Annotated in this window: 16 protein-coding genes; 4 read left to right on the forward strand and 12 right to left on the reverse strand. The window is 66.3% G+C overall.

Annotated features, from left to right (window positions below; translation table 11 throughout):
• Positions 1 to 39: 39 nt before the first annotated feature.
• The 4 genes from H6955_13755 to H6955_13770 all read right to left on the reverse strand — a co-directional run bounded on the left by H6955_13755 (position 40) and on the right by H6955_13770 (position 6262).
• Positions 40 to 2121, reverse strand: coding sequence for a tRNA(Met) cytidine acetyltransferase (locus tag H6955_13755; protein MCP5314617.1), 2082 nt, complete (start codon positions 2119 to 2121; stop codon positions 40 to 42).
• On the reverse strand, positions 2109 to 2996 hold the full coding sequence (locus tag H6955_13760; GenBank protein ID MCP5314618.1) for a hypothetical protein: 888 nt from the start codon (positions 2994 to 2996) through the stop codon (positions 2109 to 2111). Before H6955_13760 ends, H6955_13755 begins: the two co-directional genes overlap by 13 nt.
• A gap of 108 nt (positions 2997 to 3104) precedes the next feature.
• Positions 3105 to 5582 (reverse strand): FtsX-like permease family protein, encoded by a 2478-nt coding sequence (locus H6955_13765; GenBank protein MCP5314619.1) that lies wholly within the window; start codon positions 5580 to 5582, stop codon positions 3105 to 3107.
• Entirely contained in the window at positions 5579 to 6262 is a 684-nt protein-coding gene (locus H6955_13770; GenBank protein ID MCP5314620.1) for an ATP-binding cassette domain-containing protein, read from the reverse strand. The genes H6955_13765 and H6955_13770 overlap by 4 nt, the downstream gene beginning before the upstream one ends.
• On the opposite strand from H6955_13770, the gene H6955_13775 reads away from it, so the two are divergent.
• Entirely contained in the window at positions 6243 to 6866 is a 624-nt protein-coding gene (locus H6955_13775; protein MCP5314621.1) for an arylesterase, read from the forward strand. The two genes, H6955_13770 and H6955_13775, sit on opposite strands and share 20 nt — an antisense overlap.
• 52 nt (positions 6867 to 6918) lie before the next feature.
• Here H6955_13775 and H6955_13780 read toward each other — a convergent pair whose 3' ends face one another.
• Positions 6919 to 8826 (reverse strand): 5'-nucleotidase C-terminal domain-containing protein, encoded by a 1908-nt coding sequence (locus tag H6955_13780; protein MCP5314622.1) that lies wholly within the window; start codon positions 8824 to 8826, stop codon positions 6919 to 6921.
• 229 nt (positions 8827 to 9055) lie between these two features.
• Between H6955_13780 and H6955_13785 the strand changes: the two genes are divergently transcribed.
• Positions 9056 to 10198, forward strand: a complete 1143-nt coding sequence (locus H6955_13785; GenBank protein ID MCP5314623.1) for a HupE/UreJ family protein — start codon at positions 9056 to 9058, stop codon at positions 10196 to 10198.
• A 6-nt stretch (positions 10199 to 10204) separates the two neighbouring features.
• Here the strand turns inward: H6955_13785 and H6955_13790 are convergent, their stop codons facing one another.
• Positions 10205 to 12460 (reverse strand): DUF1631 family protein, encoded by a 2256-nt coding sequence (locus H6955_13790; GenBank protein MCP5314624.1) that lies wholly within the window; start codon positions 12458 to 12460, stop codon positions 10205 to 10207.
• A 75-nt stretch (positions 12461 to 12535) separates the two neighbouring features.
• Positions 12536 to 13807 (reverse strand): DUF1631 family protein, encoded by a 1272-nt coding sequence (locus H6955_13795; GenBank protein MCP5314625.1) that lies wholly within the window; start codon positions 13805 to 13807, stop codon positions 12536 to 12538.
• Positions 13808 to 14012: 205 nt separating this feature from the next.
• Here H6955_13795 and H6955_13800 point away from each other — a divergent pair, with 205 nt between their 5' ends.
• Positions 14013 to 14489 (forward strand): GNAT family N-acetyltransferase, encoded by a 477-nt coding sequence (locus tag H6955_13800; GenBank protein ID MCP5314626.1) that lies wholly within the window; start codon positions 14013 to 14015, stop codon positions 14487 to 14489.
• 13 nt (positions 14490 to 14502) lie between these two features.
• Here the strand turns inward: H6955_13800 and H6955_13805 are convergent, their stop codons facing one another.
• The 4 genes from H6955_13805 to H6955_13820 form a co-directional block, all read right to left on the reverse strand.
• Positions 14503 to 15255: a slipin family protein gene (locus tag H6955_13805; GenBank protein MCP5314627.1), complete on the reverse strand. Its 753-nt coding sequence runs from the start codon at positions 15253 to 15255 to the stop codon at positions 14503 to 14505.
• A complete protein-coding gene (locus tag H6955_13810) occupies positions 15252 to 16640 on the reverse strand; it encodes a nodulation protein NfeD (protein ID MCP5314628.1) in 1389 nt (462 codons plus the stop codon). Before H6955_13810 ends, H6955_13805 begins: the two co-directional genes overlap by 4 nt.
• A gap of 151 nt (positions 16641 to 16791) precedes the next feature.
• Positions 16792 to 18057: an HD domain-containing protein gene (locus tag H6955_13815; GenBank protein ID MCP5314629.1), complete on the reverse strand. Its 1266-nt coding sequence runs from the start codon at positions 18055 to 18057 to the stop codon at positions 16792 to 16794.
• Between the two features lie 100 nt (positions 18058 to 18157).
• Positions 18158 to 18997, reverse strand: coding sequence for a formylglycine-generating enzyme family protein (locus H6955_13820; GenBank protein MCP5314630.1), 840 nt, complete (start codon positions 18995 to 18997; stop codon positions 18158 to 18160).
• Between the two features lie 135 nt (positions 18998 to 19132).
• On the opposite strand from H6955_13820, the gene H6955_13825 reads away from it, so the two are divergent.
• The gene (locus tag H6955_13825; protein MCP5314631.1) at positions 19133 to 19375 is read left to right on the forward strand and encodes a hemerythrin family protein; all 243 of its coding nucleotides are present in this window, start codon (positions 19133 to 19135) and stop codon (positions 19373 to 19375) included.
• A 30-nt stretch (positions 19376 to 19405) separates the two neighbouring features.
• Here H6955_13825 and metH read toward each other — a convergent pair whose 3' ends face one another.
• Positions 19406 to 23104, reverse strand: a complete 3699-nt coding sequence (metH, locus tag H6955_13830) for a methionine synthase (protein MCP5314632.1) — start codon at positions 23102 to 23104, stop codon at positions 19406 to 19408.
• Positions 23105 to 23153: the final 49 nt, after the last annotated feature.

Consider the following 23153-nt stretch of genomic DNA (forward strand, 5'->3'; position numbering starts at 1 on the left):
TCTGTCCGTGGCCGAATTTATGTCGCATGCCGACACCCGTCAACCTTGCACCGGGCCCGCACCGGTCAGTGCGGCCAGCACACCAAACAGGCTTTGCTCGAGCGCACGCCCGCCCTGTATCGCATACCGCCGACAGACCGATGCGACGGAATGGCACTGTAGTCGCCATGCGAGCAGTGGCGCCAACGCGTCGGTCGCGGCAACGCCGTCCGCGGCGATATGCAGCAGTGCCCGCCACAGCACGCCGGCGGCCGTCTCGACCGGCCGCACACCGATCGCGATACGTCGCAGCGTCTCCAGATCATCGGCCGACAAGGTCAGGTCTTCGCAGTTACGGCCACGCAACAGGTCCGCGGCCAGGCCCGCGTCCAGCTGTGCGTGAATCGCGCCCAGCGACCACGGCAGATCCGCGCGAAAGCATCGTGCCGCCTCCGCGCTCAACGCCTGTCCAGGCTCGCTCAATCCGCGCAACATGAACAGCGTGTGTGCGGCGCTCGCCGGATCGATCCGCACCCCCAATCGTGCCGGCGCGAAGCCGAGCGCATCCCAGAATGCGAACAGCGGCGCGTCGGCGGCGAACGCGCAACCGAGCAGGTCGTAGTGCAGAGATCCGGCCCGGGCCGCCGCGGCTTCGAGCAGGGCACGGGCGATGCCCTGGCGACGGCGCTGGGGGTGTACAGCGATGCGTTGTATGCGCAACACCTTTTGTGCGAGTACGGCATCTATTCCCGCATGCACCGCCAGCGATTGCGGCAGCAGGTGCCCGCGCGGGCGGCGCGCACCATTCAACACCTGTTGCGCCATCGACGCATCGAATCCGCCTTCGGTGACGCATTGCAGCACCCCGACGACGGCGCCTTCGGCACGCGCTATCCAGATGGACACGTCCGGGTTGTCGAGCAGCTGGCGCAGGTCCGAGGGGCGCGTCTGGTAGTGCGCGTTCACCAGCAGACCGAACACCGCGCGCAACAGCGACTCACTGGCGAGGAGATCGGTGGGGCCGAGCACGTCGATGACCGGGGCCACGGCCGGAGGCGACTCGTCGAGTTCGACATCCAGCAGGAATCCGGCATGGGTCGCGGCCTCCAGCGGGTCATCGGCCGGCCAACGTGCCGGCATCGTGAGGTGCAACGCGCGCCAGTGTGGCATGCGCCGGTCGAGCAGCGCGCGAAAGCGCAATTCGAATCCGCGCCCACTGCCTTCGTAGCCATGCACCGTGGTGGCGAACACCAGGCGGTTGGCCCGCTCGAGCAGGTCGCCGAGCACCGCGACCGGCAGTGCCGCCGCCTCGTCGACGATCACCAGGCCGGGCGCGTCGTGCTCGCCATCGACCAGGTCCACCGGCACGCAGAAGCGCAGCTCGCCATCGCCGATCGCCAGGTCCGCGACCCCGTGAAACGCGATGCCGGCATGTGCCGCGGCATGCCGGAACAGCGTCGCTGCCGCCGCCCGGTGCGGGGCGACCACACTGACCCGCGGCAGGCCATCGAGCAGCAGGCGCGCCGCAGCGATCCCCAGCGCGGTCGACTTGCCACGCCCGCGGTCCGCGGTCAGCAACAGCGGTCGGCGTGCATGGCCGTGCGCCACGCGTTCGATCGCCGCGACCACCGCCCGCTGTTCGTCGTGCAGCGCGAAACCACCGTCGTCGTCAACTGGTGCCAGGCGCACACGCAGCGTTTCGCCCGGCGACCAGAGACGGACCGCCGGGTGGTCGCCCCAGATGCGCGCCAGCCGCTCGAGGAAGTACCCGTGCATCGCGTCGGGCAGGTGCGGGTAGGCGGCGAAACGGCGTCGGTCGGGATCGGCAAAGCCGGCCCATCCGCCCAGCGGGGGGGCCAGCAGGACGCAGTCGCCGCCGCCGCGCAACATACCCAGCGCGGCGGCGAACGCGTCCGGATGGAAACCGTCGAACGCGTTGTACACCAGCAGCCGGCACTCGTCCCCGAGACGCTGCAGGACCTCGCTCGGCCCGACCGCGTCGATCCCCTCGGGCGCCTGCCGGGCGATCCACAGCACCCCCGCGCGGACGTCCGGCAACTGCGCGGCCAGCCACGCCTCGCTGACCCGCGGCTCAGCGCATGCCACCACCAGACGGCGGGGCAGCGCCGTTATTCGAGCCAAAGGAAGGGTTCCTCGTAATGCGCGACGCTGGAACGGGATGCCTGCATCCTCGCCTGTACGCGTGCGACCCTGATCAGGTCCTCGTCGATGGTCTTTGGATACAGGCGGAACAGGCGCGCGAGCACGCCAGCCCGCTGGGCAGCCGCACGTTCGAGGCTGCCGCGTTCGCTGTCACTGAGGTGCTGCAATTGAAGCAGCGCCGGTGACCACCAGTCGATGAAGGCACGTGCCAGGGTTCGCTGCCGGGGTTCCGGCCAGTCGGTGGTCAACAGCAGGCGCGGGAAATACTGCGGCGGATGGTACCGCTGTTCAGGGTCGCGGCCACCACCCTGGTCGTCGCGTTCGAACCACAGGCCGCGCGGACGCGGCCCGGCGCGCCGGATCAGCATCTGCTCGAGTTCCGCCAGCCCGGCGAACTCGTCACGCGCGGCCTTGCCCGGCAACCAGTTCGGCGGCTCCGCCGGCGGTACCGGCTCATCCGCCAACAGGCTGTCGAGCAGTATCAGAGGGCGGCCGCTGAGTCCGTCGACCAGCCAATATTCCATGCGGTCGTGGAGCGGAAACGGCGCCTGTCCGGCAAACGCCTCGAGGGCGCCGATCAGCGGCTGCCCGATACGCTCGATCAGGCTGCCCGCGGCGGTGCCGCGCACGACCGCGCGACGCAGCCCGGTGGCCGTCGACCAGGTACCGAACCGCACCTCGGACAGACCGGAATGCGCGAGGATATCGGGATGCGCCGCATACAGCACCCAGTGGCGCCCGTCGACGCTCTCCGCCTCGCCGGCGCCGACCCGGATCATCTGCAGCACGCCCTGGAACGGAGCCATGATGCGACGCGCGAAACACTCGACGATCATCGCCACGTCTCCGCCCATGCGGGCGACCTCGCCGCTGACGCGGGTCGGTCACCCAATGGCCCTGTTGCCGTATCGCCGCCGCGCGGGCCGGCCCTCGTCAAACCGGATCTCCCCAAATCGCCTCGCCTACCCTGAGTTAAGCACTCGCAGCGGCGGTACGCCAAGCAGACGGCGGGTCGCCAGCCAGCCGACCACCGCGACCACCAGGGTCCCGGCGACAATGCCGATCCACCAGGCGGTCGCGCTCAGGGTGCCGGGCAGGTCGAACAGCTGCACCGCGATCAGGTATCCGGCGGTACTCGCCAGCAGGGCACCCAGCAACCCGCCGATCAGGCCCAGTACCCCGAACTCGGTCAGCACTGCAGCCAACAGCCAGCGCCGCGACGCACCCAGGGTGCGCATCACCGCGACCTCGCGGGCGCGCTCGTCGCGGGTCACCTGGGTCGCGGCAAAGGTCACCAGCCCGGCCGCGAGCAGCGTGAACAGGAACACCATCTCGACCGCCAGCGCACCACGTTCCATGATATCCCGGACCTGTTCGAGGATCGGTCGCACGTCGATCACCGACACTGCCGGGAAACGCTGGGTCAGTTCGAGGGTCAGGCCTTCGCTGTGTTGATCGATGTACAGGCTGGTCAGGTAGGTCAACGGCAGCCCCGCACCCATCGCCGGCGTCCCGACAACGAAGAAGTTGACGTTGAATGAATCCCAGGACACCGAGCGCAGACTGGTCACCGGCGCCTGCACCCTGAGCCCGGCGACCTCGAACGTCAGCATGTCGCCCAAACGGATACCGAGGCGATCGGCGATGCCCTGCTCGACGGAGAACTGCGGGGCCGCGTCGCGACCGGACCACCAGGCACCCTGCAGCACGCGGTTGTCGCTCTGCATCGTCGCGCTGAAACCGAGATTGAACTCGCGCGCTGCCAGCCGACGCGCACGCAGATCATCGTACGACTCCGGGTCCATGTCGCTGCCGTTGATCGCGACCAGGCGGGCACGCGTGGTCGCATACAGACCGGAATTCGGGATCGCACGCCGGTCGAGCAGCTGCTGCAGCGCCTCTCGCTCATCCGGCTGCAGGTTGATCAGAAAGTTGTTCGGTGCCTGGGGCGGCAGACTGCCGCGCCAGGTGTCGACGATATCGATCCGCACCACGGTCAGCAGCAACAGCAAGGTGATACCGAGACCGAAACCGCTCAGTTGCAGCAACGTCAATCCGGGGTAACGGGTCAGCGCCGCGAGCCCGAACGCCGCACTGCCGCCGGTGCGGCGCAACGGGGCGATCAGCGCCAGCAACCCGCGCCCGGCGAGCATCAGCGCCACCAGGCTGACCAGCAGCGCGAGCGCCATGCCGACCGCAAGGCGCATGTCCCGCACCTGCCACGCGATCAATGCGAAAAAGGCCAGTCCGGCCAACGACCATACCGCCCAACTGGCCAGCCCCGGCGCATCGAGCTCGCGGCGCAGCACCCGCAGCGGTGGCACCCGCCCGATGCGCAGCAGGGTCGGCAGCGCGAAGCCGATCGTCATTCCCAGACCGAACAACACGCCGACCAGCACCGGGCGCATGCCGGGTGGCGGCAATGCCTCCCCGAACCAGTCCCCGAGCAGCATGACCAGCGCCTGCTGCCCGAGCAGGCCACCCAGACTGCCCAGCAAGGTCGCGAGCAACACCGCCACGGTCAACCTTCCGAAGTGCCAGCGCAGCACGGCCGCACCGCTCATCCCCAGCGTACGCAGCACCGCGGCACCGTCGAGTGCACGATCCACGTACCGCCGCGCCGCCAGCACGATCGCCACACCGGCCAACAGGCTCGCACAGAGTGCCGCAAGACTCAGGAAACGGCGCGCACGCTCGAGCGCGGTGCGCAGCTCCGGGCGTGCGTTCTCCAGATCGGCGATCTCGGCACCGCGCGGCAACCGCTCGCTCAGCCAGTCGCGCATCTCGGCCACGGCGCGCGGTTCGCCGGCCAACAGCAGGCGATACTTCACCCGGCTGGCAGGTCCGAGCAGGCCGCTGCGCTGGGCATCCGCGTAGTGGATCATCAGGCGCGGTGCGAGCTGAAACAGGTTGCCACCGCGGTCCGGCTCGTCGACCAGCAGACCGGCCGCGTCCAGATGCAGTTCGCCGAGCGCGATCTCGGCGCTGCCGATCGTTACACCGAGGCGATCACGCAGGCGCCCCTCCAGCCACGCCTCGCCGACCGACGGCGGCCGGTCGGTTCGCTCGCCGCCGGCACGCTCGACCTGCAGCCGGCCGCGCAATGGATACGCGGGCTCGACGGCCTTGACCTGTACCAGCTGCGGCCGGCCGTTGGCGATGATGACGCTCGGAAAGGTCACGGTGCGCGCACGCGCGAGGCCGAGTTGGTCGGCGCGCGCCAGCCAGCTCAACGGTACCGGTTCGCCGTGCTCGACCACGAGGTCCGCCGCGAGCAGCGCGGCGCCCTGCGCGACCAGCGCGCGTTCGACGCGGTCTGCGAAGAAGGCGACCGAGGTCAGCGCAGCGACAGCGACCAGCACCGCGGCGAGCAACAGACGCAAGCCCGGATCGCGCAGCGCCGCGTACCAGGCCCGCGGTCCCCATTGCGTGGACTTCATGCCGCGTCCTGCAGTCGACCGGCCTCGAGTCTCAGCACGCGGTCGCAACGATCCGCCAACGCCTGATCATGCGTGACCAGCAGCAGGGTACTGCCGGCGCGGTCGCGCAGATCGAACAGCAGTTCGATGATGCGCCGGCCGCTGTCGGCGTCCAGATTGCCGGTCGGCTCGTCGGCGAACAGCAGCAGCGGCTCGCCGGCGAATGCCCGCGCCAAAGCCACCCGCTGCTGCTCGCCACCGGACAACTGACGCGGCAGGTGGGCGAGACGCTCACCCAGTCCGACATCGCGCAACAGACGCTCGGCCTGGGCGCGGGCGTCCGGTGTGCGTCCGATCTGCAGCGGCAGGGCGACATTCTCAAGAGCGGTCATGCCCGGCAGCAGCTGAAACGACTGGAACACGAATCCGACCTGCCCGGCGCGCAACGCCGCCCGTGCATCCTCGTCGAGCGCGGCGAGATCCTCGCCGAGCAACTCCACCCGCCCATCGGTCGGTAGATCGAGACCGGCCAGCAGCCCCAGCAGGGTCGATTTGCCCGATCCGGACGGCCCGAGGATGGCGACAGCCTCGCCGGCGTTGACCTGCAGGTCGATCGCCGAGAGGATGTCGAGATCGCGGCCGTCCGCCATGCTCACCCGTTTGCCCAAAGCCGTTGCCGAAATGCGAACCCTGCTATGCATCTTTCTGTCTGTCGGTATCTGTCTGTTGTCGGCGGCCGCGTCGGCGACGCCGAAGATCGTCGTGCTCGGCGACAGCCTGAGTTCGGCCTATGGTATCGAGCAACGCCAGGGCTGGGTGGCCCTGTTGCAGCAGCGATTGCAGGCAGAGGGCCATGGCCACGAGGTGGTCAACGCCAGCATCACCGGCGACACGACCCGTGGCGGCCTGACCCGCCTTCCCGCCACGCTGGAACGCGAGCGTCCTGCTGTCCTGATCATCGAGCTCGGCGGCAACGACGGACTGCGCGGCCTCGGCCTCGAACAGACCCGCGACAACCTGCAGGAGATGATCGCCATGGGGCGTTCGGCCGGTGCCCGCCTGTTGCTGCTCGGCGTCCGCCTACCGCAGAACTATGGCAGGGACTATGGTGAGAAGTTCCACCGCATCTACCTGGATCTGGCCGGGCAGCACGGCGTCGCGCTGGTACCCTTCTTTCTCGCCGGGGTCGCCGAGACCCGCGCCATGATGCAGCCGGATGGCATTCACCCGGGCGCCGAGGCGCAACCGCGAATACTCGACAACATCTGGCCACAACTCGTCCCGCTGCTGCAGCCTGGCGAGTGAAAAAAATCCCGCCGATAAGGCGGGATTCTCGTGCCGCGTGGCCTGCCGCTGTTCAGGACCACTCGCCCGGATAATCGGCGATCCCCGGGTTGGACTTCACGTTGACCAGCTTCGGGTGGTTGATCTTGGGCAGCTTGAGCACATTGTCCGGACCTTTCTTGGCGACGATGTAGTCACGCACCACGTCCCACATCAGTCGACCCTCCGGGGTACGGTTCACAGTCGCCCAACCGGCGACTTTGTACTTGTGATCGGCCTCGATCACATGACCGTTGTCCAGTTTCATGTCGGTGATCCGGTGACCGAGTTTCTGCGACGGATCGATGGTGTAGTCGAGTCCCCCGACACGCACCATGTCCCCCCCGGACTGCAGATAGGGGTCCGGGTCGAACAGGTTGTCGGCGACACCTTCGAGCATGTTGATGATGTCTGCCCCGGTCATCTCGGTGACATAGGTCTCACCGTAGGTCATCGCGCACTGGGTCATCACATCTTCCATCGTGATCCAGTCACCCTCCAGGGTCGTCGTCCCCCAGCGCACGCCGGCCGAGAGCGCGATATCGGCATCGAATTCATGGCGCAGCGCATTGCACAGCACCTGGTCCCAGGTGCCCATGAAGTTGCCACGCCGGTACAGCAGGCGGTCGGCGATCGCCAGTTTCTCGGACAGGATCTCCTCGAACGTCTTGCCGAGGCGGGTCTTGTTGAAGAACAGATCCTTGCGGCGCGACTCGACGATGTTCTCGTCGTACTTGGTCTGGCGCATCTGGTTGATGAACGCCTCCATTTCCTTGTCGGCCGGCAGCCAGTCGGTGATCACCGGCAGCATCTTGTAGTGCATACCCTTGAGTTCACCGTCCTGGACGTCGAAATCCATCACGCCGACGTATTTGCCGTTGGAGCCGGCGTTGGTCACCCAGCACTCGTGTCCTTCGACGTTCTTCACCTTGAGCGGCTGCGGTATGCCGTCATGGGTATGACCGCCGAACACCGCGTTAAGGCCGGGCACACGTTCGGCCATCTTGATGTCGACGTCCATGCCGTTGTGCGACAGCAGTACCACCGCGTGCGGCTTCTCTTCCTCGCGGATCTTCTGCACCAGCTCGATCATGTCGTCCTCGCGCAGACCGAACGACCAATCGGGGAAGAATTCCTGCGGGTTGGCATTGGCGGTGCGCGGAAAGGCCTGGCCGACCACCGCGATGCGGGCACCGTTGATCTCCTTGATCACGTACGGCTGAAACGCATAACCGGCGTCTTCGTCATACAGGCCCCGACCGTCGAACTTCTCGACCAGTGCGGGATATTCGTCACCGAACAGTGAGGTCTCCTTGACGCGCACGTTCTGACCGATGAAATCACCCTTGAACAGGGCGACGTTGGATAGCACCTCGTTTTCCCTGTAGGTGAACTCCCAGTGTCCGACCATCACGTCGAGACCGAGGATGTTGGACGCCTCGACCATGTCGACGCCGCGCGTCCACAGCGCGGTTCCCGAACCCTGCCAGAGATCGCCACCATCGATCGTGATGGTGTTCTCCCGGCCACCCGCTTGTTCGCGCATCTTGTCGAGCAGCGTCTTGACGTGCGCGAAGCCGCCGGTGCGGCCGTACTTCAGCGCCGCGGCATCGAAATCCAGGTAGGTGTATGCATAAGACTCCGGCGTCGCTGGCTTGAGGCCCATGGCATCGAGCAGCTTCTTTCCGACCAGGTGTGGCGGCCTGCCAAGCGCATCGCCGACGCCGAGATTGACGTTCGGCTCGCGGAAGTAGACCGGCTTGAGCTGGCCGTGCACATCGGTGATGTGCAGGATGCGCACATTGCCTCGCATCGGCAGTTCGTAGAAACCCTGCGGCATCTGTTCACCGCTGAACGCCTTGTTCGAAATGATCGGGGCTGCGGTGGCCGCAGCACCCAGGCCCATCAGCTTGAGGAAATCGCGGCGGTCGATCTTTGGCATATCGCTTTTCTCGTACTTGAATGGTTCGGGATTGGAGGATTCGTCACGACACCCGACGGCCTGTCAGCCGCGCTGCGTTACGCCGAATCCATGATCGCGTCGGCAGGCGCTGCAGTGTAACAATGCGGCCTTGTGTCCTCTACCCGCAAAAACAATATTGGACTTTGCTGATAGTCTGACGCGGAACATGCAGTTACTTCTGCCGATCCGAATAAGACGCTGCCGGTCGATGTTTATTCCCCTACGATTTCTGCTGGCACTGTCGCTGTCGGTGATGTCGCCGCTGCTCGCGGCAGATGTCGTCAAACCGGCGCTGGTCGAGGTGAGCGTGTTCGCCGGCGGCCACTACCGGGTCGAACTGCGCGCCAGCATCGAGGCGCTGCTGACCGGCATCAACGCGCAGTACAAGGACACCACCCAGGCGCCGAACGCGGACGAGTATGACCGGCTGCGGGCACTGGAGGCGGAACAACTGGCGCAGGCCTTCGAGCCGTTCAAGGCACTCATGCTGGACACCGTCGAACTGCGATTCGACGGCCAGCGCGCCACGCCGAGCATCACCCAGGTGGATATCCCGGTACCCGGCTACACCAAGGTCCCGCGGATATCGCTGATCGTGCTCGAAGGCGACATCCCGACCGAGACGCGCAGTCTCACCTGGTACTACCCGGCAGCGTTCGGCGACAACGCCGTGCGCGTGCGCCAGGTCGACGAGGCCAATCAGCAGTGGCACTGGTCGTCGTGGCAATGGATCCGGGACGACCGCCGCAGCGATCCCTTCTCGCTGGAGGAGGTGTTTCGCACGCCCGGCACGCTCGAGGTGCTGGGCGAATACATCGGGGCCGGGTTCGACCACATCGTCCCGAACGGACTCGACCACATCCTGTTCGTGCTCGGGCTGTTTCTGTTCAGCACGCGGATCCGGCCGCTGTTGTGGCAGGTGACGATGTTCACCGTCGCGCATTCGATCACGCTGGCATTGGCGATGACCGGCATGATCGAGCTGCCCGCTCGCGTCGTCGAGCCGCTGATCGCGCTGTCGATCGCCTACGTCGGGGTGGAGAACGTCTGGCACCGCACCCTGCACAAGAGCCGCCTGGTGCTGGTGTTTGGCTTCGGCCTGCTGCACGGCCTGGGTTTTGCCAGCATGCTCTCGGACTTCGGCATGCCGGCCAACGCGTTCGCCAGTGCCCTGATCGGTTTCAACGTCGGGGTGGAACTGGGCCAGCTCGCGGTCATCGCACTCGCGTTCGGCGTACTCGGCATCTGGTTCGGCCGGCGTCCGTATTATCGGGCGCTGGTGGTGATCCCCGGTTCTCTGGTGATCTCGGGCGTGGGTCTGTACTGGACCTGGGAACGCTTCAGCTGGTGAACGCGGTCAGGCCGCGCCGGTCGATGCCTGCTGGAACAGTTCGTCCAGTTGCAACGGCGGGGCGATCGCGTACCCCTGGCCGAAATCCACACCGATCTCGCGCACGCGCCGGAGTATGGTGTTGTCGGCGACATACTCGGCGATCGTCTGTTTGCCGAGAAAATGGCCGATCTCGTTGATCGACCTGACCACTGCGAGATCCTCCATGCTCTCGGCGACCTTGCGCACGAACACGCCGTCGATCTTCAGCCAGTCGACCGGCAGTTCCTTGAGGTAGGAGTAAGACGCCGAACCGCTGCCGAAATCGTCCAACGCGACCTTGCAGCCGAGTGCCTTCAAGTCACGCACGATCCCGGCGGCATTCGACAGATCGGCGATCGCCGCGGTCTCGGTGATCTCGAAGCTGACCCACGACGGGTCGATCGCATGGCGTTCGAACAGCTCGCGGATGAAGGCGACAAAACCGGGATCGTTCGCCGTCTGCCCGGACAGGTTGATCGCAAAGCCGTGCAACATCGGCAACAGCTCGCGCCCGCTCGCGATCTGCTCGATGACGGTACGCGCGATCCAGCGGTCGACCGCGCGCATCCTGTTGTACCGCTCCGCCGCCTCGATGAACTGCGCGATCGGCAAGAGTTCGCCGGCGCCGTTGGCGACCCCCAACAGCACCTCGTAATGCGGTTGCAGCGCCCGGTCCGGACGGATCGGAACGATCGGCTGACAACGCAACTGCAGGCGACCGCGGTCCAGTGCCTCGTCGACCTGCACCACCCACTGCACCGCACTCTGTTCGCGTGCGATCTCGGGATCGTCCTCACGATAGACGTACACCTGTCCACCGCCGGCCGCCTTGGCCGCCGTGATGGCGCTTTCCGCCGCGCGCAGCACACTGCCGACACCGCCCCTGTCGCCGCTCAGATCGACGATCCCGACCGAGAGGCTCAACGCCATCGGCGGTCCCTTCCAATCGAACGGCATCGCCGCCACCGCGCGGCGCAGTTCCTCGACCCAGTGTTCGCCATCGACCCCGGTCAGTTCGGGGAGCAACACACCGAACCGGTCACCACCGAGATGCCCGGCGACTTTCGCGCCACGGGCCTTGTCCAGCTGGCGCGCCAACGCGATCAACAGGCGGTCGCCGGTGTCGTAGCCGTGGATGTCGTTGACCAATCGGAACTGATCGACGTCGATCCATACCAGCACACCGGCGCCGCCGTCGGCTACCCCGAGCGCCTGTTCCAGCGCGGTGGTGAACTGTCGTCGATTGATCAGGCCGGTCAACGAGTCGTGCGCCTCCTGGTACACCAGGCGCCCCTCCATGCGGTGCAACATCGCTTCCACCGCACGGTCGCTCGCCGGCCGGCCGTCGACCTGTTCGAGGAGGATGCGGCGGCGGTGCAGACCGAGCGCGAGTTCGGGCAGCTCTATGTCGCGTGCCATCAGGCCCTGGTGATCGACCAGTACGAACTGGGTGTGATCGTCGCGAATCCAGGCGACGCGCAATGCCTGGCGTCCCTCGGGCGCATCCAGCAGACGCACACGGTCGCCGACCGCGACCGCCATGCACCGGTCGAGCAGGCGTTGCCAGGTGTGCCGGTTGACCCCCTCTGGCGGCTCGGGCCGGTCGGCACCGGCCGCGCGCGCCTGCGCCGGCATCTCGACCAGCTTCGGGCGCGCCTCGGGATCGAACAACTCCGCGCGCAAGCGGTTCTCCAACGCGGTGCGGCGAAACGGATCGAATGCGGTGGAGCCAAGTTCGCTGGCGATTGCATCGAACAACGCCTGTGGCGCGATCACCGGCGCCGCCGGGTCGTGAGCATCCCCGCCCAGTGCCGTCACCGCGGCGTCGAGGACCGCGAGGTGCCGGGCATAACGCTGCTCCTGTTCGGCGCCGTTCAACCAGGCGAGTTCCAGCGCCGCACGCCAGCCGACATCGATCAGTTCCGCGACGACCTCGGGTACCTGTTTGCCGGCGTAGCGCCGGTCGAGTTCCTCGGCGACCGCCAGGCGCGCCCGGCGCACACGGTCCCGGCCGGCGCTGGCCTCCGAGACGCGTTCGACCCGCCGCTGATACAGGCGGCTCTGCTCGAGGGTCAATGCGCCGACCTGATCGGCTATCGCCTGCAGGACCGCGTCGTCGGCCTCGCCACGCCGGACCGGCTCGAGCAGCTGGGTCACGCGTTGGCGCAAGGTGTCGGTGCGTGGATCGGCATCCGGCGTGGGACGGAAACTCTGAAGATGGGCAAGCTGATCGACGATCACCCGCAGCGGGTGCTGTTCTTCCAGGAAGAACCCGCGGTTTTCGGTCGCCTCCTGGACCAGCGGTGCGTCCAGTTCCTACAGCCACTGAGCGAGGCTGTCGGTCATGTTCGGCATCTCGGCCAGGTGCCCGAACAGCTCCTCGACCAGCGATTGGCGCTGCACGGCCTCCTGCTGCAACAGTTCGGCCAGCTCGGCAGCATCGATCGCCAGCGGCGAGATCCCCGCTGCCGCGGGCGGCGCCGGGACCTGGGCGACGGGCGCAACCTCGCTGACCGGCACCCGCGATCCTGCGGCGGCGGCGGCCGGATCGGGCCGCGCGACCGGGGCGCCGGCGGCCACTGCCTCGCCGGCCGCCGGCCGGCCGGGGACAAAAGCGGCGCGCGCTGCGGGAGCGCCGAGCCCGTCCAGTGCCGCCTCGAAGTCCGCATACAGATCGCCGAGCCGGGCACCGAGCACCTTGATCGCCTGTTCGAACAGTACGCCGCGGCTCGACCGACCGAGATCGAGTTCATCGGCGACATCCTGCAGGGCCCTGGTGAAATGCTGGGGCACGAACGGCAGCATCACGTCAGTCGCCGCTGGCGTGCCGCGCAGCTGTGCCAGGCGCGACCCAAGCGCGGTGATCTCCGCCTTGAACAGGCCCTGCAGGACAGTCGCGGCGCGCGATGCCTCGAGCCAGCGTTCGAAGTCGTCCGGTTCGACCAGCGTCAGCTCCCCGGTGGGTGTCGATGCTTCGTCCGCTTCCGCGGTCGCCCCGAGCGCCCTGTCCAACACCCGTTGCTGCAGCAGGTCGCCGTCGCGCACAGCGTCCAACGCATGCATGTCGCTGTAGAGCTGCTGCAGCTCGCGGTTCGACGCAGCGGCATCGGCCGCTTCGATCAGCCTTTCCGCAGTCTGCGCCAGCAATTCGCGCAGGATGCCGGGCAATGCCCCCTGCGCCACATGCCGCAGTTTGGCGAGGCAGCGCACCTCGCCCCCCGATTGGGTTGCGGTGCGTTGCTGGTCGCCACGCGCCAGCCGGTCATGCCGCCGCAATACCGCGACCAATGCATCCGACGGTTGCTGGAACGCCAGCCCCAGGTACTCCCCGTTGACCCATGCAACCCGGCCACTCAGTGCCGTGGGCTCGATGCCCCGCCCGGTGAACAGATCGACCGTCAGCTCGAGCGGGTCGCCGACTGCCAGCCCGGGCACGGGCCTCGCTGCCGCCGGCTGCTGCAACAGCAGACCGCCTCCGCAATAGTCGCGGACCACGCAGGGCTGCCGGCCGGCCCCACGCACGGCGAGCCGTCCCGCCAGTTCGATCGGGTAACGCGTGTAGCGGCGGCGTTCTGCGGAATTCGGCACTCCGCCCCCTTTGGTGTCTGGATTCCCTGACATTGGTCCGGTGCCAGCGAGTGGCTGTGATTGGCTTTTTTGCGAATTAACGGTGTTAGCGTCCGACTCACGGCCGAATTGAGCCAATCCCTGACGCGCACCACCCGACCCGGATCGCCACCGGCGCATCGCGCACTTGCCTGAGGCGCCGCGCTATCCGATCCTCGTCCGCACGATGCACGAGAAACTTCACAGCGACCTGGTCTTCCGCGCCGCTGCCGCGGACGATCTGCCGGCGATACTGACCCTGCTGGCGCAGCCGGACATGGATGACGGGCGGGTGCTCGGGCTGGCCGAGGCACGCCGGCTGTACGAGCGGCTGGCGCAAAACCCCGATCTGCGGCTGTCTGTCGCCGAGCGCGATGGACGCATCGTCGGCACCTTCACCCTGCTGATCCTGCGCACCCTGGGTCACGCCGGAACACCCAGCGGTGTCATCGAGGACATCGTCGTGGCCGGCGCGGCGCGGCAGCAGGGCGTCGGGGCCGCGATGATCGCCGAGGCCCTGCGACTGTGCCGAGAACAGGGTTGTTACAAGCTGGCCCTGTCGTCGAATCTGCGGCGCGACGGCGCGCACGCCTTCTACGACCGTCTCGGTTTCGAACGGCACGGCTACAGCTTCGTCATCGACCCGGCGGCAACCGGCAACTGAACTGGGCACGCGTTCAGCGTGATTCATCCCGGCCGCCGAGCATCCCGGCCCATTCCAGCGGGAACGGGAACACCACGGTCGAGCCCTTCGAATTCGCCACCTCGCTGAGTGTCTGCAGATAACGCAGCTGGATGCTGACCGGGTTGCGGGTCAGCACCTCGGTCGCCGCCAACAGCTTTTCGGAGGCCTGCAGTTCGCCCTCGGCATGGATGACCTTGGCGCGCCGCTCGCGTTCCGCTTCGGCCTGTCTCGCGATCGCACGGATCATCGATTCGTCGAGGTCCACGTGTTTGATCTCGACGTTCGATACCTTGATCCCCCAGGTATCGGTCTGCTGATCGAGGATGGCCTGGATATCGTGGTTGAGCTGATCCCGATTCATCAGCATCTCGTCGAGTTCATGCGCCCCCAGCACCGATCGCAGCGTTGTCTGGGCCAGCTGGCTGGTGGCCATGATGTAGTCTTCGACCTGGATGATCGCGCGCTCCGGATCGACGACCCGGAAGTACAGCACCGCATTGACCTTGACCGAGACGTTGTCGCGCGAGATCACGTCCTGGGTGGGCACGTCCATGGTCACGGTGCGCAGGTCCACGCGCACCATCTGCTGGATCCCGGGGATGATGATGATCAACCCGGGTCCCTTGACGCGTTGAAACCGGCCGAGAAAGAACACCACGCCGCGCTCGTATTCGCGCAGGATCTTGATCGACGCGAGCAGCAGCGCGCCGATGAACAACACGATTCCAAGTGTCACTGCATTCATGATTCCTGGTCCTCCCCTGTACCCAGCAACGGCTCCACCTCCAGGCGCAAGCCCTGTATCGCGATCACCCTGACCCGCTGTCCCTGCCGAAGCGGTGCCCGGGTAGTCGCGGTCCAGCTCTCACTGTGCACCCACACCCGGCCGGTGTCAGCGAAATCCTGTTCCGCCACGCCGGTCGCACCGAGCATCTCCTCGCGGCCGCTGACCACCGGCCTGCGGCGTGTCTTGAGTGCATAACCGAGCACCCCGAGGAACAGCGCCATGCTGAGCGCGACGAAGGTCGCGATCAGCGGTATCGCGACGCCGATCTGCCCCGCCTCGTCGCGGTAGAGGATCAGGGATCCGACGACGAACGCGATCGCGCCCCCGATGCCGAGTGCCCCGAAGCTCGGCACGAAGGCCTCGAGCACCATGAAGGCCACGCCCAACGCCAGCAGCGCCAGACCCGCGTAGTTGACCGGGAGGGCCTGAAACGCATACAGCGCGGTGAGCAACGCGATCGCACCGATCACGCCCGGCAGGATGGCACCGGGATTGGCCAGTTCGTAGATCAGTCCGTAGATGCCGATCAGCATCAGCACATAGGCGATGTTCGGGTCGGTGATCGCCGACAGGATGCGGATCCGCCAGTCGGGCGCAAACGTCTCGATCTCCAGGCCGTCGGTCCGCAGCGTCGTCGTACCGCCCGGCAGTGACAGCTCGCGTCCGTCGATCTGCGCGAGCAGCCGTGGCACATCGGCCGCCACCAGGTCGATGACCCCGCGCTGCAGGGCCTCGTCCGCGGTCAGATTGCCGGCCTCGCGGACCGCCTGCTCGGCCCATTCGGCGTTGCGTCCGCGCAACACCGCGAGTCCCCGCAGGAAAGCCGCCGCATCATTGACGATCTTGCGCTGCATCGCGCCGCCCGACACCGGCCGCTGGCCATGATCGGCGGGCTTTCGCCCCCCATCGGCCTCGCCCGGTTCAGGCGTCGGCTGATCGGCCCCGTCGGGCAGACCGGGCAGACCACCGATCTGCACCGGGGTTGCAGAGCCGAGATTGGTTGCCGGCGCCATCGCTGCGACATGGCAGGCGTACAGGATGTAGGTGCCGGCGCTCGCCGCGCGCGCCCCACCTGGTGCGACGAAGCCGACGACCGGTAGCGGCGACGCCAGGATCTCCTTGACGATGTCGCGCATCGCGGCGTCCAGGCCGCCGGGCGTATCGATGCGCAGCAAGACCAGTGGCGCATCCCGCTCGCGTGCCTTGCGCAGGCCATCGCGAAAATACTCGACCGTTACCGGACCTATGGTCCCGTCGATCTCGAGCAACACCGCGCTGCGGCGGGACGAGGACGTATCCTCAACCGCGTACGCGGCGCCCGCGACGACCGCGAACAGCAACAACCCCCACCACAGATTCCCTGCACGCAGCACGGCAACACCTCTAGCGCAGTCACGTTGCGGAAACGACAGCAACGACCTGTCTAAAGGGTTGTTCAGACACGGAAGCAGGTCAACCAGCGAATGCCCGGGTGGCGGTGCCGCGACGACCGGATCAGCCGACGGCGCTGTCGCCGAGTACCGCCTGGTCGGTGCGCTCGACCGCCACGGCGGCCTGGTAGCAACCCGCCAGGTCGGCAGACACGAGTGCGACGATCGCCGCGTCGAGCCTCCCCTGGGCGACGAAACCGTGCAACGCCTCGACGATCTGGTCGGGCGAAAGCGGGCCTCGATAGGGTCGGCGCTGCGCCAGCGCCTGAAATACGTCCGCGACAGCGATGATGCGTGCCTCGAGGCTCAAGGCCCCACCACTGCGACCAAACGGATATCCCTTTCCGGTCGGGGTCTCGTGATGGTAGGCGGCCCACAGCGCGATATCGGAAAGGCCTTCGATGCGACGCAGTACCTGGTAGGTCTCGAAGCTGTGACGGTGCATCGTGCGCCGTTCCGCGTCGGTCAGCGCACCGTTCTTCTCGAGCAGTTCATCCGGGATGCGCAGCTTGCCGATGTCGTGCAGCAGCCCGGCGATCTCGACCTTTTCGACCTGCAAAGGCGTGAGTGCGGTCTTTTGCGCGAGATACCGCGCCAGCTTCGCGACCCCAAGCGAATGGCGCGCGGTGAACTCGCTCTTGGCATCGACCACGTGCGCAAACAATGCTGCGAGCTGCTTGACCTCGAGCAACGACAGTTCGCGCGAATCCGCGCGTCGCTCCATGTCGAACACGAAACGTTCGAGGTGAGGCGGCTCGAGCATCATCCAGAACGCCTCCGATGCCGAGACGTCGAGGAACAGGTCGACCAGGTCGGGCACGAACAGGGTTCCGGCATTGCGCTTTACCCAGTCCCGTATCGGGTCGATCTGCTCGAGCAGGTCGACCGAGTAATGCGCCGCTGCCAGCGCGTCGACGCGGTCGACCAGAAAGATCAGATTGGCCTCGCGGCGTGCGGCCGGGTCGACCCCGTCCAACCGTTCCAGGCGATCCCACGGGGTATGGTGGTAGCGCACCACCTCGGCATAGTCGGCGAGCGGCGGAAAACCACGCAGCAACCCGGCCCCTTCCGCGGCGTGACCCTCCGCGCCCTGCCACTGGATCTCGGTGACCAGATGGGCGTGTTCGCGGCTCGATGAAACGCCGCAGTCGTGCAACAGGCCGATACCGAACAGGCGTTCGCGCCCGCCCTTCGCGAGGCCCTCGCCCTCCGCGCACTTGAACGCCATGTAGCCGACGCGTTTGCCATGCGCGACCTCGTCGATCCCCACCAGGTCGAGCGCGTCGGCCAGCGCGAGAACGACCTGCACGAGATCGATCTTGAATTCCATAAACAACGGTGTCCGGGTGTCCCGCCAGAAACAGCGACACACGCCTGTAATACTTTAGATTACCCAGGGAGGTCGCGAGCCGGTCTGCGCGGCGCGCCGGCTAGCGTGCGTCGTCGCCGGCGCGTGGTACCGCGACCACCCGGAAACCGAGCACCGAGTACCGCTGTTCCGGATCGTCGGCAGTGCGGTAGCCTGGTCGCACCAGGTGACGCGGACAGTGGTAGGAACCGCCGCGACGAACGCGCCGCTCGCCCAGTTCGGGACCTTGCGGATCCGGCGCACTGCCCGGCGCCGCGGCGCGCCGCGCATAGGTGTCGCGGGCATAACGGTCGGCGACCCATTCCCAGGCATTGCCGAGCATGTCGTAGAGACCGAACGCGTTGGCCCGCTTCCCGGCGACCGGGTGCGGTAAGTCACCCGAATTGTCGATGTACCAGGCGTGTTCCCCGAGTTGCGCCAGTGGCATCGGCCTCAACCCGTCGCTCCCGGCACGCGCGGCATATTCCCACTCGGCCTCGGTCGGCAGACGGTAGCGGTAGGCGCGATCGAGCAGACCGAGTTCCTCGGTGAAACGCTGTGCCATGAACCAGTTCACGCCGACCACCGGCAGCTCCGCCCAGTCGTCACGCTGCCAATGCGACGGCGGTCCTGGACGATTCTGCATGACCGCGAGCCATTGCCGCTGGGTGACTTCCGTCTGGCCCATCAGCGTCGGTTTGGACAGGGTCACACGGTGCGCCGGCCCCTCATCGGCGATGTCGGCATCGGCCGGGTCGGGAAAATCCGCGCGCGCCTCGGCGAGATCGACGGAACCCATCCAGAACGTCGCGGCCGGCAACTCGACGAAGCGCATCCCGAACGCGTTCTCGACCACCGGCGCCGCCAGGGTGGTCAAGGGGCAGATGATCGAGACCGCCAACAGCGCAACAGGTAGTCGCATGATCGGACACCTCCACCTCCTCAGCGTAGTGCATCGGGAAGACCGACAACCCCACTGGCATCCCGGATTCGCGGTTGCTGTGCGGTTCCGCCGACCGGGGTAAGCTAGCGACCTCGAACGCACCGGGAACCGGATATGTCGCGTCACCCCGCTCAAAAATTCGCCTTTGCGGTCGCCCTGCTTTGCTATCTCGGCGCGGCCGGCTGCCTGGTGGCGGCCTTCCTGTATGAAAGCGATGCCCAGGGCGACCCGGTACGCGCCTCGCTGATGGCCGCCGTCGTGTTTTTCGTCGGCTGTGGCGTGGTGCTGCAGGTCATAGGTACGGCACGGCTGCGCGGCATACTGTCCGGCAGCAGCGACAACCCGCACGACGATTGACGAGACCGGCCGCTTCGGCGGCGACTGCTGTCAGGGTTCGTATGCGAGGTTGGGTGCCAGCCAGCGTTCGGCTTCCGCCACCGGCATGCCCTTGCGTCCCGCATAGTCCTCGACCTGGTCACGGTTGAGCTTGCCGACCGCGAAATACCTTGCCTGCGGATGCGCGAAATACAGGCCGCTGACCGACGCGGTCGGCACCATCGCCTTCGACTCGGTCAGCCAGATTCCGGTGTTGGTCTCGGCATCCAGCAGCTCCCACAGCAGGTCTTTCTCGCTGTGATCGGGCGATGCCGGATAACCCATCGCCGGGCGAATCCCCTGATAGCGCTCGGCAATCAGCTGCGCGTTGTCGAGCGACTCGTCCTGTGCATAGGCCCAGAGTTCCTTGCGCACCTTTTCGTGCAGCCATTCGGTCAGCGCCTCGGCAAGACGGTCGGCCAGCGCCTTCAGCATGATGCCGTGGTAGTCGTCGTGGTCGGCCTCGAACTCCTTCAACTTGGGGTCTATACCCAGACCGGCGGTCGCCGCAAAACCGCCGATGTAGTCGGCGACGCCACTGTCTTTCGGCGCGACGAAATCGGCCAGCGATTCGTTGTAGTGCCCCGCAGGCTGTCTGCCCTGCTTGCGCAGGTTGTGCAGCCTCAGCTTCACTTCACTGCGCGTATCGTCCGTGTAGACCTCGATGTCGTCACCCACCGCGTTCGCCGGGAACAAACCGACCACCGCCGCGCCGCGCAGCCATTTCTCGCCGACGATGCGTTTCAACATCGCCTGGGCATCGGCGAACAGCTTGCGTGCCTCTTCGCCCTTCTCCGGATCGTCGAGGATCTTTGGATAGCGACCTTTCAGCTGCCAGGCATGGAAGAAAAAGGTCCAGTCGATATACGGCACGATCTGCGCGAGATCGATGTCGTCGAGCACCGTCACGCCGAGCCGGGCCGGCGTTGAGATCGGTGCCGCCGCCCAGTCGACCGGCGTCGCGTTGGCGCGGGCCTCGGCAATCGAGACCAGGCTTGCCGCTTCGGCCTTCGCGGCGCGCCTCAGCCGCACCTCGTTGTACTCGGCGCGTGTCTCGGCAAGAAACTGCGGTTTCTGTTCGTCCGACAGCAGGGCGCTCGCGACACCGACCGCTCGCGAGGCGTCGGCGACATACACGGCACCGTGTTCGTATTCGGGGTCGATCTTCACCGCGGTGTGTGCCTTCGACGTGGTCGCACCACCGATCATCAACGGCAGCGTGAATCCCTGGCGCTTCATCTCTTTCGCGATGTGCACCATCTCGTCGAGCGAGGGTGTGATCAGCCCGGAAAGTCCGATGATATCGACGTCGTGTTCACGTGCCTTGTTCAGGATGGTCTCGGCCGGGACCATCACACCGATGTCGAACACCTCGTAGTTGTTGCATTGCAGGACCACGCCGACGATGTTCTTGCCGATGTCGTGCACGTCGCCCTTGACGGTCGCCATCAGGATCCGGCCGTTGCTCTTCAGCGTGCCGCCGGCCGCGGCCATCTCCTGCTTCTCGGCCTCCAGGTAGGGTTCGAGATAGGCCACCGCCTTCTTCATCACGCGCGCCGACTTCACCACCTGTGGCAGGAACATCTTGCCGGCCCCAAACAGGTCGCCGACGACATTCATGCCGTCCATCAAGGGCCCCTCGATCACGTGCAATGGCCGCTCGGCCTGCCGGCGCGCCTCCTCGGTGTCGTCTTCGATGAACTGTGTGATGCCCTTGACCAGTGCATGTTCAAGGCGTTTGTTGACCGGCCAACTGCGCCACTCCCTGTCTTCGACCTTCTCGGCATGCGCCTCGCCGGCGTACCGCGGCGCGAGCTCGACCAACCGCTCACCGGCCTCCGGATCCCTGTTGAGAATCACGTCCTCCACCGCGTCCCGCAGCGCCTCGGGCAGATCGTCGTACACCGCCAGCTGACCAGCGTTGACGATCCCCATGTCCATGCCGGCCTGGATCGCGTGGTACAGGAACACCGCGTGGATCGCCTCGCGCACCGGGTTGTTGCCACGGAACGAGAACGACACGTTGGACACGCCACCGGACACCAGGGCATGCGGCAGCGTACGCTTGATCTCGCGCGTCGCCTCTATGAAATCGACACCGTAGTTGTTGTGCTCCTCGATGCCGGTCGCGACCGCGAAGATATTCGGGTCGAAGATGATGTCCTCGGGCGGGAAGCCGATCTCGTCGACCAGAATCCGGTAGGCACGCGTACAGATCTCGACCTTGCGGGCCTGGGTGTCGGCCTGGCCGACCTCGTCGAACGCCATCACGATCACCGCGGCACCGTAACGCCGGCACAGGGTGGCCTGCTCACGGAACCTGCCCTCGCCTTCCTTCATCGAGATCGAGTTGACGATCGACTTGCCCTGCACGCACTGCAGACCGGCCTCGATGATCTCCCACTTCGATGAGTCGATCATCACCGGCACCTTGGCGATATCCGGTTCGCCCGCACACAGGTTCAGGAAACGCCGCATCGCGGCGACTCCGTCGAGCATGCCCTCGTCCATGTTCACGTCGATCACCTGGGCACCGTTCGCGACCTGTTCGCGACAGATGTCGAGTGCGGTTTCGTAGTCACCCTCGAGAATCAGGCGCTTGAACCTGGCCGAGCCGGTCACGTTCGCCCGCTCGCCGACGTTGACGAAGTTCAGCGCCTTGTCGATGTTCAGCGGCTCGAGGCCGGACAGCCTGCAGGCCGCCGGAATCGCCGGCACGAGTCGCGGCCTTTTTCCGGCCACCGCTTTGGCGATCGCCGCGATATGTGGCGGCGTGTTGCCGCAGCATCCACCCACCAAGTTGAGAAAACCGGCATCCGCCCATTCACCGATGTGCCGACCCATATCCTCGGGCGTCAGATCGTATTCGCCGAACTCGTTCGGCAGCCCCGCGTTCGGATAGGTCGCGACATAGGTCTCGCAGACCCGGGACATCTCCTCGACATACTGACGCAGCAGGTCCGGTCCCAGTGCGCAGTTCAGACTCATCGCCAAAGGCCTGGCATGTCGCAGGCTGTTGTAGAACGCCTCGGTGGTCTGGCCCGACAGGGTGCGACCCGACTGGTCGGTGATGGTGCCGGACAGGATGATCGGCAGCCTGAAACCCTTGGCATCGAATACCCGTTCGGTGGCGAATACGGCGGCCTTGGCATTCAAGGTGTCGAAGATGGTCTCGATCAGCAGCAGGTCGACACCGCCGTCGATCAGCCCATCGATCGCCTCCGCATAGGCCTCGACCAACTCGTCGAACGTGACATTGCGTGCACCCGGATCGTTGACGTCGGGCGAGATGGAGGCCGTGCGGTTGGTCGGACCGACCGAACCGGCGACAAAACGCGGCTTTTCCGCTGTCGAGTGGCGATCCGCCAGGGTTCGTGCCAGGCGCGCCGATTCCACGTTCAGCTCGCGCACCAGCGATTCCATGCCGTAGTCCGCCATGGATATGCGCGTCGCGCTGAAGGTATTGGTCTCGATGATGTCTGAACCGGCGGCGAGATAGGCCTCGTGGATCTCGGTGATCACATCCGGCCGGGTCAGTGTCAGCAGGTCGTTGTTGCCCTTCAGGTCGCTCGGCCAGTCGGCGAAGCGCGTGCCGCGATACGCCGCCTCGTCGAGCTTGTAACGCTGGATCATGGTGCCGTAGGCGCCGTCCATGACGAGGATACGTTCGGCCATCAGGGCCTTGAGTTGGGCTGTGCAGTCGCGCGGCATGACGGTCGGGTTCAGTTGACGAAGGCGTGCAGTATACAGGCCACCGTGA

The organism is Chromatiaceae bacterium, assembly GCA_024235395.1.
Classification (GTDB): domain Bacteria; phylum Pseudomonadota; class Gammaproteobacteria; order Chromatiales; family Chromatiaceae; genus Thiosocius.

Bases quoted from the DNA above. Each gene is read 5' to 3' on its own strand.
- H6955_13775 (MCP5314621.1), top strand. From the start codon at position 6,243: ATGCGAACCCTGCTATGCATCTTTCTGTCTGTCGGTATCTGTCTGTTG.
- H6955_13800 (MCP5314626.1), top strand. From the start codon at position 14,013: ATGCACGAGAAACTTCACAGCGACCTGGTCTTCCGCGCCGCTGCCGCG.
- H6955_13805 (MCP5314627.1), bottom strand. From the start codon at position 15,255: ATGAATGCAGTGACACTTGGAATCGTGTTGTTCATCGGCGCGCTGCTG.
- H6955_13770 (MCP5314620.1), bottom strand. From the start codon at position 6,262: ATGCATAGCAGGGTTCGCATTTCGGCAACGGCTTTGGGCAAACGGGTG.
- H6955_13820 (MCP5314630.1), bottom strand. From the start codon at position 18,997: ATGCGACTACCTGTTGCGCTGTTGGCGGTCTCGATCATCTGCCCCTTG.
- H6955_13785 (MCP5314623.1), top strand. From the start codon at position 9,056: ATGTTTATTCCCCTACGATTTCTGCTGGCACTGTCGCTGTCGGTGATG.
- H6955_13765 (MCP5314619.1), bottom strand. From the start codon at position 5,582: ATGAAGTCCACGCAATGGGGACCGCGGGCCTGGTACGCGGCGCTGCGC.
- H6955_13825 (MCP5314631.1), top strand. From the start codon at position 19,133: ATGTCGCGTCACCCCGCTCAAAAATTCGCCTTTGCGGTCGCCCTGCTT.
- H6955_13815 (MCP5314629.1), bottom strand. From the start codon at position 18,057: ATGGAATTCAAGATCGATCTCGTGCAGGTCGTTCTCGCGCTGGCCGAC.
- H6955_13780 (MCP5314622.1), bottom strand. From the start codon at position 8,826: ATGCCAAAGATCGACCGCCGCGATTTCCTCAAGCTGATGGGCCTGGGT.
- metH (MCP5314632.1), bottom strand. From the start codon at position 23,104: ATGCCGCGCGACTGCACAGCCCAACTCAAGGCCCTGATGGCCGAACGT.
- H6955_13760 (MCP5314618.1), bottom strand. From the start codon at position 2,996: ATGGGCGGAGACGTGGCGATGATCGTCGAGTGTTTCGCGCGTCGCATC.